General features: G+C 40.1%; 9 protein-coding genes. 7 read left to right on the top strand and 2 right to left on the bottom strand.

The window, feature by feature from the left end; all coding sequences use genetic code 11:
• The gene (locus tag ABM313_RS22380) at nt 1-276 is read right to left on the bottom strand and encodes a hypothetical protein (protein WP_434685333.1); all 276 of its coding nucleotides are present in this window, start codon (nt 274-276) and stop codon (nt 1-3) included.
• A 742-nt stretch (nt 277-1,018) separates the two neighbouring features.
• On the opposite strand from ABM313_RS22380, the gene ABM313_RS22375 reads away from it, so the two are divergent.
• The 5 genes from ABM313_RS22375 to ABM313_RS22355 all read left to right on the top strand — a co-directional run bounded on the left by ABM313_RS22375 (nt 1,019) and on the right by ABM313_RS22355 (nt 5,246).
• A complete protein-coding gene (locus ABM313_RS22375; protein ID WP_434685332.1) occupies nt 1,019-1,243 on the top strand; it encodes a hypothetical protein in 225 nt (74 codons plus the stop codon).
• A 364-nt stretch (nt 1,244-1,607) separates the two neighbouring features.
• Complete coding sequence (locus tag ABM313_RS22370) at nt 1,608-3,242, top strand: NF038122 family metalloprotease (protein ID WP_434685331.1); 1,635 nt, start codon at nt 1,608-1,610, stop codon at nt 3,240-3,242.
• Between the two features lie 128 nt (nt 3,243-3,370).
• Complete coding sequence (locus ABM313_RS22365; protein ID WP_434685330.1) at nt 3,371-3,754, top strand: hypothetical protein; 384 nt, start codon at nt 3,371-3,373, stop codon at nt 3,752-3,754.
• Nucleotides 3,755-4,055: 301 nt separating this feature from the next.
• The gene (locus ABM313_RS22360) at nt 4,056-4,313 is read left to right on the top strand and encodes a hypothetical protein (RefSeq protein WP_434685329.1); all 258 of its coding nucleotides are present in this window, start codon (nt 4,056-4,058) and stop codon (nt 4,311-4,313) included.
• 675 nt (nt 4,314-4,988) lie between these two features.
• On the top strand, nt 4,989-5,246 hold the full coding sequence (locus ABM313_RS22355; RefSeq protein WP_434685328.1) for a hypothetical protein: 258 nt from the start codon (nt 4,989-4,991) through the stop codon (nt 5,244-5,246).
• A 257-nt stretch (nt 5,247-5,503) separates the two neighbouring features.
• Here ABM313_RS22355 and ABM313_RS22350 read toward each other — a convergent pair whose 3' ends face one another.
• Nucleotides 5,504-7,201 carry a ShlB/FhaC/HecB family hemolysin secretion/activation protein gene (locus tag ABM313_RS22350; protein WP_434685327.1) on the bottom strand — a complete coding sequence of 566 codons (1,698 nt, stop codon included), beginning with the start codon at nt 7,199-7,201 and terminating at the stop codon, nt 5,504-5,506.
• A gap of 295 nt (nt 7,202-7,496) precedes the next feature.
• Between ABM313_RS22350 and ABM313_RS22345 the strand changes: the two genes are divergently transcribed.
• Together ABM313_RS22345 and ABM313_RS22340 are read left to right on the top strand one after the other, a co-directional pair.
• Nucleotides 7,497-9,986, top strand: a complete 2,490-nt coding sequence (locus ABM313_RS22345) for a filamentous hemagglutinin N-terminal domain-containing protein (RefSeq protein WP_434685326.1) — start codon at nt 7,497-7,499, stop codon at nt 9,984-9,986.
• Nucleotides 9,987-12,446, top strand: coding sequence for a filamentous hemagglutinin N-terminal domain-containing protein (locus ABM313_RS22340; RefSeq protein WP_434685325.1), 2,460 nt, complete (start codon nt 9,987-9,989; stop codon nt 12,444-12,446).
• Nucleotides 12,447-12,469: the final 23 nt, after the last annotated feature.

The raw sequence follows: 12,469 nt of genomic DNA, 5'->3' as shown, positions 1-12,469 counted from the left end.
TCAGATTAAATCGTCGTCATAGGTGTTCCGAATAGCGCGATCGCTAAATTCTGAAGGTGGACGATCGTTACTCCAAGCCCACCAAACTGCTTGACATTCACATTTATAAAACTCTTGCCATTTACGTTGATGGTTTTCAGTATAAACAGGCGATCGGCGGTTAATCCACACAGCTTCAGCTTTACTTGGTGGTTGACCACATTTAGGACAACAAAAGCTATGAGCATGTGTAGCTTTTTCGACCCATTCTGGAGGTATTGGATTGAAAGCATCCATAAAAATAATAGGTAACGCGAATTCGCGATCGATGTTTCTGGAGATTTTGCCGAACTTATGTTGCTTTAAGTTAACGCAAGATTACCAATAAATGTCTTATGTTGCATAATTTTGAGAAAGATATACTTATTTCCCCCATATAGCGTTTATATACGGGTTTGTTTCCCCGCCTTCGGCGGGGAAACAAACTTTTGTACCTCGCCTGCTTGAAAAGCGCTATATAGCAGTCCTATATCATTTGTGGATTTTCTTGTTTGTGGAAGGACATCCCGATGGGGTGTCCTTCCACAAACCATTTAGGATTGCTATAGATATTTATCAAATTAGAATAACTGGTGAATTCACTTAATGGACTTGAAACTGATTAAAGTCTAACATTACAGTTTTTTGAAACTTTATTGAAATAGAAGTAGTTCTCAATCTCTACAATACTTACACACGCTGTATTTATAACTTTCTTATAACTTTTTAGGAGTGACATTAGTAATCAGTTCAAAGTATTATGCATAGGGTTTTAGAGTTAGTTCTTACTAATTTTTTATGTGTATTTGTCTTTAGAGAATTAATGTTGAGAAGAAGCTAACTTTAATTCGCTAGAGCAAGAGAGTAATGCTAATTAGCTTTGACTATACATCGTGAAGTGTAAACCCACTTCATAACATTTGAGATTCCTGACCAAGTATGGTCTTGATATGTTTGTTCTGATTAAGACTGTAATATTTTTAAAAAGCTAATGCGTATTATGAATTGCAACAAGGTTGAGACTAGTCCAGATATAAATCTCAATAGTTCTGACAATGCTGTAGAAATTTATACCAGTTCAGATTTGCCTTGCCCTCAATATAAAAACTATCGCGAGCCTAAAAAGTTTTCTACTCAAGAATTAATTAATGAGTCAAAAGCTTTGATTAACCACGCCGAAAAACTCATGGTTAATTACAAAGCCATGTATCAATCGAAAACTTAATTATCAACCAAGCATCAGTCCAAAAAATCTAAGTAAGCCTCATATACTGATTGAACCTTGGTTTTAAACTATAGCAATTCTAAGTAAATCGTGAAAAGCTAAAGTTCTTAATTTACAGAGGGGATTAAGCTTCTGGTCTTTCTAGCAAATGATTTAGGAACGCCAATAGCAATGTAAATACTTATAACTTTCTGATAACTTTTTGGTAATGACAACAGATGTATATGTGCGTTATCCTACTTATGAAATTAACTCAGTTATCTATATAACTCAGCTAATTTATATAGCTTTATGTGTGTCCATTGTCTGTTAGGGATTGGTGTTGGGGGGAATCCAACGTAAGAATTTTTGGGGCAGAAAGGTAATGCAATTTAATTTTAGTTACGCACAAGGCGTATCCCAGACTCAGATGGCTGCATTTGAGATGGCTGGCAAAATCTGGTCTTCATACTTGACTGACAACGTGACCATCAATATTGCTGTTGATGTCCAGAAAGAATTTGCTGGTAATACCATTGCTGGTGCTATTGCTAGAACTAACGATTACTCGTTTAGTACCTATGCTAATGCCCTTAAAAATGATGCTGATCCTACTATCACCGATATGCAAGTAGTTAGCTCACAGACTGTTAATGGCAATTCATTTAAAGCAAGATACGACGCTATTGACTCTAATCAACTTGTGAGTTTGCAACAGACTAGCTCCAAACTAAGTATCAACAGTGCTAATGCCAAATCAGTGGGGTCAGTAGGAAGAGGAATAGATACTAAAGCCAGTAACGTTCTTGACGGCTACATTGTCATGCGCGACCTAACTGGCACAAATACGAGTTGGGATTATAACTTCACCCGTCAGAACACTACTCCTAAAGGTTCGGTAGATTTTATAGGTGTAGCCATTCATGAAATTGGTCATGTTTTAGGCTTTCAAAGCAGTATCGATCGCCCATGGGTTGGCGCTAGTAATTTAAGTAGTTCGGAATACAAGTCAGCGCTCAAGGAGCGTGCTAACCAAGCCTCGACTCTAGACCTTTTCCGCTACTCCAATAAAAGTAGGGTTGGATTCGAGACAAACATCGACTTAAGCGTTGGTGGTGATCAATACTTTGGACTTGGGACTAATGGTATTTCCTTTGTTGGTCGCTTTGATAGTGGCGTAGATAAAACTAGAGGTGGCAATGGTTTTCAGGCAAGTCATTGGCAAACTGGCGGAATCATGGACGCAGAAATTCAGCGTGGTCAGACCGCCAAAATTACAGGTTTAGATTTGATTGCTTTTGATGCGATCGGTTGGGATATTGCCATAGGTGGTATCAATAAAATCATTAATTATGCTCAGCTAGAAGTAGCGGCTAAGCAGATTGCTAGTCAAAAGACAACGCAAAATATCAACAACGCTATGGCTTTGATGTTCGACAACTCTGACATCTACATGCCTAAAACGATCGCTGATCCATCTCTCGAAGCCCGTACAGGTAGCTGGTGGCAAGAGCTTTATGCTCGTACTGGTGGCTGGTGGCAAGCATACTTTGCCCGCACAGGTGGCTGGTGGCAAGGAATTAAGGGTGCTTTTGGAGAAGAAGCAATTTTCGATTCCCTTGATGGTGATAATATCGAGTTTTTACAGATTTTTGATGGCTACGCTACCGACTGGTCAAATAGCGATGTTACCGATGCTCTAACTGGTAAAGCTGAAGGTGCGATGTTAGTTGGTGAAGAGTCTTCTGCTATGGATTTGGGCATGTCTGATGCTGCTCAATTCATCGATTGGGGATCTGCTAATCCTCTTCTAAATTTTCAGAATACTGGATTCTCAATCTTGGATCAACAGCAAATCAGCCAAGGGCTTGAGTTTGGTGCTGAGCTAACCAAGTCGAATGTTGTTCTTGGTAGCAACAAATCTCAAACATCTTCTATTTCTGATAGTTCTCAATTACTAGGTGACTCATTAACTCCTTGGTGGTTAAGCGATTCATCTTCTTTGTGGACTGTTCGCTAGATTGGTTCTTAACTGAAACTAAAAAAATCCCTCTAATTAAACCGTTTAAACTGTTTAATTAGATAGATATTATAAATTACAACAAAGTAGAAGTTTGTCTAAACGTAAATATTGATATTTCTAAACGTATGATGGATCGCTCTACTAGCAAGGGATTTTTGCATTCACAACATGAAAGTTATCAGCCGCTCATACAATCAGCATCGCATCAAGCATTAATGGATAAATCAAAGTACTTGATTGCTGAGGCTAAAAACCTAATGAGTAACCGCAAGATTACATACTCTCCTCAGGGATTGATTGATGACTCAAAATGTTTGATTGCTCATGCTGAAAAAATACTAAATAATTGCGAAGCAATACATAGATGTCAAGCCTTACTGCTAACAAAAAAATCTTATAATTTTCCAATAAAAATCAATAATCTTTATTTTAAGTTATGCAAGACAAGAGTTTTTCGTGAGCTACTCTTGGCGACAAAAAGTAGATTTAGACAATTAAAATTAGTATAGTTCTGAGCATTCAGGAGCATTTTAGGCTAATTTATTTTAATATTCTGATTTAGCAATTACTAATAACTTTCTTATAACTTTTTAGTATAGACATTAACTATTTGAACAGAATATAGTAACTTCATAGTCAAGTTCTACAATAAGTTTCTCAGTTCTACTGTTCTCTATCTCTATTAGAGAAATAAAGAATGAACCTGATTTTCCAAATATGTGTCGAGCCGGGGGGCGAATCAAAATAATTACTAAATTGATTCTAAATTATGTTCCTTCCAATTAAATCGTAAAATCACTGGGGTTAATCATGAAAATATCTTCTCTACTATCAGCTTCTGCGATCGCAGCATCTACTTTAATAGCTTTCAGCACTGCGGCTTTAGCAATTTCTCAGCCTAAGAATATCACTACGAACATAGAAGTACAGTCTATTCAAATCTCAGAACATCCCCCACTGAAGATCGCTGAAAAAGTTGAACAAGGAGAGGAAGATGACGAAGCATCAGATGACTACTCTAGCAGGGGATGTCCTCCTCCACTTCAATGGTTATGTGGATGGTGGTAAATTGATTCAACCTCATATTGATTTACAGATTTCATAACTCAAAACGAACCGCAAAAGACTTTTTGAAAATATTGCTATGCAATATTTTCAAAAAGTCTTTTGGTTTTGAGTTATGAAATCTGTAATCAAACATTCTGAATTGCAATTAACATAATAAGGTAGGCATTGCCCACCTTGCTAATCCATATTTACAGCAAAAAAGAGTTAGCTAGCACAAACCAAAACCCAAGAATCGAGTGGCGGCGCTTCGCGCCGCCACTCAATTCTTGGGTTTTATGTCCTAAGTAAAACTTACTTTGTTATATACTAAAAATCTCTAGATATTTGCATGAAGCTAGCGATATTCTAAAGTCCATAAGGCTAGTGGAAGCTGATTTTCTAGAATTTTTTGGAGATAGTAACTCTGGTTGTTGATGGCATCTGCCATGAAGCATATGATAACTTTCCTATAACTTTTCAGTATAGACAATCACTCTTTAAATGGAATATATTAATTCTATAGTTAATTACTACAATAAGTTTCTCTAAATCTTCTGGCTTCTATATCTATCAGAAAATAGAGATTGAAATTGAGCTTTTATAGTTATGTGTTTGGGGTGGGGAATCAGAATAATTACTAAGCTGAATCTAAATTAGAATTCTTGAATTCAAATCGTAAAATTATTGGGGTTAATCATGAAAATATCTTCTCTACTATCAGCTTCTGCGATCGCAGCATCTACTTTAATCTCTTTCAGCACTGCGGCTTTAGCAATTTCTCAGCCTAAGAATATCACTACGAACATAGAAGTACAGTCTATTCAAATCTCAGAGCATCCCCCACTAAAGATCGCTGAAACAGTTGAAAAAGGTGAGAAAAAGGGCGAAGAATCTGAGGAATACTCTGGCAGAGGATGTCCTGCTGGATATGAATGGTTGTGTGGATGGTGGTAAATTGATTCAACCTCATATTGATTTACAGATTTCATAACTCAAAACCAAAAGACTTTTTGAAAATATTGCGATGCAATATTTTCAAAAAGTCTTTTGGTTTTGAACTATAAGCCCAGTAATCAAACAACCTGAACTGAAACTAAAATAACGTGAGTTCGATATCGCCATTTGCGGCGTGCGAAGCACGCCGCAAATGGCGAACAATTGTAAGAATCGCTAAGCGATTCTTACAATTGTTCGCTTTCGTCGAACTGACGTTAAAATAGTTTGTATGACAGTGAAAAATAGATGCTATTGTCTTGACGATTATTCCTTATGGAAATCAGGGGCAACCCATAATCTAATTTAGCTGTAAGCCGATCACCCATTTGCCAACGTAGCCCCAATCCTGATCCTAGTATCCAGTTGCTAGTAGAAGCAGAACCATCATTATTCCACACACTTCCTAAATCAATAAAAGGGACAAGTTGCAACAGTCCTTGTAATTCTGGAACACGGGCAATCGGAAATCTTGCTTCTAAGGAAATATTCATTCCACTATCACCAACTAGAACATCTTGGCGATAACCTCGACCATTTTGAGAGCCTCCTAGACTAAATTTTTCTGCGGCTGGCAAAGGGCGATCGGCAAACTGGAGTCCGCCACTCACAATTAGCAAGGTGTCTTCGGCTAAAGCTCGAATGTATTGCAATTGTCCACGCCAAGCGACAAAACTGCTATCTGGTGATTTGAGATTAACCGTAGAATTTAGAAAACCACCTAGCCCAAGACTAATCTGCGATCGCAAGGCAATCACATCCTCACTACTACGCTGTGTATAGTCTTGAAAAAAACGTAAAGCTGAGAGCTTAGTTTTACCGAAATCATCTGAACCTGCTGAAATAGGAATTGGCAACTTGAGAAGGGTTGTAAAGCTGTCACTATGAGATGCGGTCAAACCGAGCGCAAATTCTTGGGCAGGAGTTTGGATGAGTGGTTGGCGAAAAGTTAATTCGTAATTTGTAGAGTTGGAATAAATATCGAGAATTTTGAATTCGGATTCGACCACATTGCTGTTGGTATTGCTAAAAAGAAAGCTCAAGGTTCCGTTATAGGCATTAAGTGGCAATGTGTAGCTGAGGTTATACTGATTTCGCCCATCGGTATTGCCATAGGTAGCGATAATGCGATCGCCTAAGCCCAGTAAATTGCGATCACTTATTTCAAGCTGTCGTGATAACTGCCCAACACTAGGAGACGCATAATTATCAAGGATTGCCCTGACATTAAAGGAATTTGCCTCATCAACCTTAACTGCTAAGATACTGGTTCCTAGTTGTGAGCCAGCTTTAAGTTCTGAAGAAACAAACGAGAATAAAGGATCGAGCTGCAATAATTGCAAAGCACTAAGCAAGCGATCGCGGTTTAAAGGAGCGCCCGTCGCGATCTCTAGGCGCGAGCGAATATAGCTAGGATTAACACGATTTGTCCCTGTAATCTGAATTTCTTCGAGCTTACCTTCAACGACCTGAATTGTAACAGTGCCACTATTTGTCTCTTGGGGAGGGATAAAAGCTCCTGATGTGATATATCCGTTGCGAATATATAAATCAGCGATCGCCGCCCTTGCTTGCAATAATTCACTGAAACTGATAGGACGATTAGTAAAAGGTTTGACAGCCGCTGCTAACTCATCTGCCGAGAACACAGTACTACCAATTACTTGAAACTCCTGCACAACAAAAGTATTGGTTGAGTCAGGTATTTCTCGATTTGGTTCTACTTGAGGACTCTTTGGTGTTATTAGTTGGTCAACAGGAGGTAGTCGTCGTGGAGATTCTTCTGGCCGGACAGGCGCTGATGGAACTAGATTTGGCGGTATAGTAGATTGAGCTAAAATAGAATGATCTTCCAACAAACAACCAAGTATAGCGATCAGACCGCAAAAAAACATGTGTCTCCACAGTAATTTCATCTAGATATATCTCCTCACATATAAGTTTTGCCAGTGATTACAAAACTAATTTTTTAGCAACATCGCGATCTTAATCGGGAAATAGAAATATTTTTGCAAATCAAACTAGATCTGCCATGCAACATATAGCAATAATATTAAAAGCTAATGGCTTATTTCGTTGCAGTAAATTAAATTTAAGCTGATATGGAAGTGCCAGAATAATAAATAGCTTGTGTTATGCAATAAAGGTTTTATTAATATGGAAATTTTGCGAAAAAAGATTCTTAGGAATATAACAAGCTTGGGCTTTGCCTTGGTAAATTTTTCTGTAATATGCATCCCTGAACTTGCATTTGCACAAATTACACCTGATACTACGTTGCCAACTAATTCTATTGTTGGTGGAGGTCCAGTTTTCACAATTACGGGAGGCACAACAGCAAATACCAATTTATTTCATAGTTTTAGCCAGTTTTCCTTAAGTAATGGCGAGACAGCCGACTTTGCTAATCCTCTCGCGATCCAAAACATTTTAGTTAGGGTAACTGGAGGTAACATCTCTAGTATTAATGGAATAATTCGCACTACTGCTGGCAGTAATGCCAACTTGTTTTTGATTAATCCTAATGGAATTGTTTTTGGGCAAAATGCGAGATTGCAAATAGGCGGCTCATTTTTAGCGACTACAGCTAATAGCGTTAGATTTCTAGATGGGAGTGAATTTAGAGCTAATGCAAGTACGCAAACGACATCACCTCTATTGTTAGTAAGTACTCCCGTTGGCTTACAGTTTAACGGCACAACTAATGGTGCGATCGCTGCACAGGGACTCGGTTTTGGATTGGATTATAGCCCTCCTGATTTTCTAGAGATCTTTCGACCTCCCACACCATCTCTGGGCGTGCAGAGTGGGCGCACTCTGGCTTTTGTTGGTGGTGATATAAATCTTCAAGGCGCAAAATTGACCGCAGATAGCGGACGCATCGAACTGGGTAGCGTCGCTGGTAATGGGTTTGTGGCGATCGCACAAACTGCTAATGGGTGGCTATTAAATTACGATAATGCTCCTAATCTTGGCAACATTCGACTAGAGCAAGCCGCTTTAGTGGATGTAAGCGGGATCAACGGTGGAGGCAGCATTCAAGTGCAGGGCAGACAAGTAACCCTCAATAATGGTTCAGTCCTACTATCTTCTTCCTTGGGAAATGGGAATGGAAGTGAGATATTTGTCCGCGCTACCGAACTTCTCTCCGTCAGAGGAGAGTCTCCCGCTCCTTTTGCCAGTGGTATATTTACAGACACATCATCAGCTTCTACAGGAAAAGGCAGCAATATTACGATCACCACAAAAAAATTAGAAGTGAGAGATGGAGCACAAATTAGTGCTGGGGTATTGGGTTCTGGAAATGCTGGCGAGATTAATGTTAAAGCTAGTGAAATAATTTTATCGGGGAGATCTGCTATTCTTCCAGATTTCTATCCAAGTGGAATATTTTCACAGGTTCTAAACACACCAGTGACAGGTAATAGCGGAAAAGTAACTGTTACTACTGATAACCTGCAAATCTTGAATGGTGCGAGTCTCACAACTAGTACTTTTGGAAGGGGTAATGCAGGTAATCTAGAGGTTATCGCAAAAAACATCAGCCTATTCGGGACCAATGATTTCCCGACAGGTATCTCATCCGCAGCAGAAGCAGGCTCAACAGGAAATGGAGGCATACTGACAATTACATCAGACAATCTATCTATTAACAACGGAGCACAGATTTCTGTTGGGACTGCTGGTAGTGGCAACGCAGGAAACTTAGTGGTGAATGCGAAGTTAATCGATATCTCTGGACAGGTTGAGCGTGGACGTAGCGGTTTATTTGCCAATGCCATTTTTGGTACGGGAAATGGAGGCGATATTTTCGTTAACAGCGATCAATTGACTGTACGTGATGGTGGTCTTATCAGTGCAAGCAACTTTCGCAGTAACAGTACCACCTTCCCTGGAAGTGGTTCAGTGGGTAACATTACCATTACTTCGCCATCAATCTTACTTAATAGGGGACGAATCAATATTGATTCGTTGAGTGGCTCTCGTGGCAACATTAACATAAACTCCACACTGACACTTTTGCGGAATGCTAGCAGCATCTCCACCAATGCCTTAGGTAATGCGACAGGTGGAAACATTCGGATTAACACCGACTTTTTGGTGGCAGTTCCCTTAGAAAATAGCGATATCACTGCTAACTCGTTGAATAGCTTCGGTGGACAAGTGATTATCACCGCTAAAGGTGTGATCGGGTTTCAATTGTTGAATCGCTTGACTCCTTTCAGTGACATTACCGCAACCTCGTCTTTAGGTACACAATTTAATGGGCTTGTGGAAATTCGCTCTCCCGAAAACGATCTCAGCCGAGGTTTAGTCAAACTTCCTGATAACTTAACTGATGCTAATAAACAAATTGTGGCAGCTTGCGATCGCTTTCGAGGCAATGAGCTAATCTCTACTGGACGTGGCGGCGCTCCAACCGATGCTACTCAAACAATCTCCAGTCAAGCGATTTGGCGAGATTTACGATTGTCCGAGATCCCCTCAGCACAATCAACTCCCACGTCTCAAACCCCGTCCAATCAAGTTGCCACTCAGTCCACTCAACCAGTTGCCGCGCAACCCATCCCCCAAATCGAAGCCCAAGGATGGGAAAAAGATGCAAATGGGAACTTGAAACTTTTAGCCTATGCGGACTCACCATCAGAGCCAGTGTGGCGATCGCCTGTCATTTGTCAAGCTAATAATGTGAGAAACTAAATGAGGATTTTTCAGCAGAATTATCTTGGAAAAGCGATCGCAGCCTTCGCATTTGCAAATGTTTTTGCTGTAAGTATCCCTGAACTTGCATTTGCACAAATTACTCCAGATACCACGCTGCCAAATAATTCTACTGTTGTTGATACAAACCCTCTGTTCACAATCACGGGTGGTACAACCGCAGGTACTAACTTATTTCATAGTTTTAGCCAATTTTCGCTTTCCACATTAACTGAAGCATATTTTGATAATCCTTTCTTAATTCAAAATATTTTAGTTCGGGTAACTGGAGGTAATATCTCTAGTATTGATGGGACAATTAGCGCCAATGGTAATGCAAACTTGTTTTTGATTAATCCCAATGGGATTATTTTTGGACAAAATGCGAGTTTGAACATTGGAGGATCGTTTTTAGCGACTACGGCGAATAGCGTTCGTTTTCCAGATGGGAGCGAATTTAAAGCCGAGGCAAACACCCAAACAACTTCACCACTTTTATTAGTCAGCACCCCAATTGGCTTGCAGTTTAATGGGCTAACTAATGGCGCGATCGCAGCACAAGGTAGCCCATTAAGCGTACTGACTGGTAAGACTTTGGCGCTGGTTGGAGGGGATGTAACACTGCAAGGAGCAAACTTATTCGCCGAAAGTGGACGCATCGAACTCGGTAGTGTTGCTGGTAATGGATTTGTAGCGATCGCACCAACGATTAATGGCTTGAGTTTAAATTATGATAATGCGCCTAGTCTTAGCAATATCCGACTAGATCAAGAATCCGTAGCGAATACAAGTGGGCTTAACGGTGGGGGCAGCATTCAGGTACAGGGCAGACAAGTAAATCTTGACGGCGGAACGGCTCTGGAATCTTTTACTTCGGGCAATGGCAATGGCGGTGATGTATTTGTCCGCGCTACAGAACTCTTCGCAATAAACAGAGACTCTAGTAATACGCTAACAAGCGGGATATATACGGATTCAAATTCTTCAGGAAAGGGTGGAAATATTATTATTACTACCGACAAGCTACTAATTAATGAAAATGTAGTGCTGTCATCTGCGTCCACTAGTAGTGGCAATGCAGGTAACATCGACATCACCGCGAAAAACATCGACTTGATTGTTAATAAGCAAAATATTAACAATCCAACCTTTCCTATATTTATTGGCGTACTTGCATATGATACGGGAAATGGAGGTAACTTGAAAATTACCACAGATAATCTGCGAATGACTGGCGGTTCGGTTTTGGAGGCTAGTACGGTTGGGCTTGGCAATGCAGGTACGATTGATATCACTGCAAAAAGCATCTTTCTCGATGGGAGTAATTCGCGCTTTCCGTCAGCCATTTTCAGCGAATCATTGGGAACTGGTAATGGAGGAAATGTAAGAATTACAGCAGATAGTATTTTACTGAAGAATGGAGGACAGATTTTAGTTGATACTCGAGACAATGGTAATGCGGGAAACTTATCGATCAATGCCAAACTAATCGATATCTCTGGACAGAATGACAATAATCGGAGTGGTTTATTTGCCAATGCCACTTTTGGTGCAGGAAATGGAGGTAATATTCAAGTTAATAGCGATCACTTGATCGTGCGCGATGGGGGGATTATCAGTGCAAGCAACTTTAATACTTCACTTACAGTCCCAGCCCCCAGCAATGTTGGCAGTGGCTCAGTGGGTAACATCACGATTAACTCGCCATCAATTCTACTTGATCAGGGAAGCATAAACGTTGATTCGTTGAGTGGCAGTCGAGGCAATATCAACCTGAATTCAAACCTAATCCTTTTACGCAATGGTAGTACGATTTCCGCTAATGCCTTTGGAACTGCGACAGGTGGTAATATTACGATTAATACAGCCCTTCTGGTGGCAATTCCCACAGAAAATAGTGATATTACTGCGACTTCGATCAATAGTTTTGGAGGTCGGGTAGTTATAGCAGATCGAGGCGTGGTGATCGGTTTTCAGTTTGTCGATCGCTTGACTCCACTCAGTGATATCACCGCATCTTCATCTTTAGGTCCACAATTTAATGGGCTTGTCTCAGGTCGCACCGCCAATAAATTAATCGGTGACAATGAACTAACCGATGGTAATAAACAGCAAATCGTGGCGGCTTGCGATCGCTTTCGAGGAAATGAATTCATCGTCACTGGGCGTGGAGGTGTTCCATCTGATCCTACCAATCCCATCTCTAGTCAGGCGATTTGGCGTGATTTAAGATTATCAGAGATTCCGTCAAATCAGGCAAATATCACAGACCAAAGCGAGACCAACAGCGTCATAAGTCAGTCCTTTCCACCACCCGAAATCCAACCCTTACCTCAAATAGAAGCCCAAAGATGGGAAAAAGATCATAATGGAAACCTAAAATTGTTAGCCTATGCAGAATCCCCATCAGTTCCAGTTTGGAGACTTCCAGTCGTTTGCTCAGCTAATTCAACTAAATAGATATAAATAGATAATAGATAGGG

The sequence above is a fragment of the Pseudanabaena minima str. Chao 2107 genome (assembly GCF_051131155.1).
GTDB classification, from domain to species: domain Bacteria; phylum Cyanobacteriota; class Cyanobacteriia; order Pseudanabaenales; family Pseudanabaenaceae; genus Pseudanabaena; species Pseudanabaena minima.
The sequence above is the reverse complement of the archived record's forward strand: the minus strand, read 5'-3'. Positions and strand labels throughout refer to the sequence as shown.

Bases quoted from the DNA above. Each gene is read 5' to 3' on its own strand.
- ABM313_RS22380 (WP_434685333.1), bottom strand. From the start codon at position 276: ATGGATGCTTTCAATCCAATACCTCCAGAATGGGTCGAAAAAGCTACA.
- ABM313_RS22375 (WP_434685332.1), top strand. From the start codon at position 1,019: ATGAATTGCAACAAGGTTGAGACTAGTCCAGATATAAATCTCAATAGT.
- ABM313_RS22370 (WP_434685331.1), top strand. From the start codon at position 1,608: ATGCAATTTAATTTTAGTTACGCACAAGGCGTATCCCAGACTCAGATG.
- ABM313_RS22365 (WP_434685330.1), top strand. From the start codon at position 3,371: ATGATGGATCGCTCTACTAGCAAGGGATTTTTGCATTCACAACATGAA.
- ABM313_RS22360 (WP_434685329.1), top strand. From the start codon at position 4,056: ATGAAAATATCTTCTCTACTATCAGCTTCTGCGATCGCAGCATCTACT.
- ABM313_RS22355 (WP_434685328.1), top strand. From the start codon at position 4,989: ATGAAAATATCTTCTCTACTATCAGCTTCTGCGATCGCAGCATCTACT.
- ABM313_RS22350 (WP_434685327.1), bottom strand. From the start codon at position 7,201: ATGAAATTACTGTGGAGACACATGTTTTTTTGCGGTCTGATCGCTATA.
- ABM313_RS22340 (WP_434685325.1), top strand. From the start codon at position 9,987: ATGAGGATTTTTCAGCAGAATTATCTTGGAAAAGCGATCGCAGCCTTC.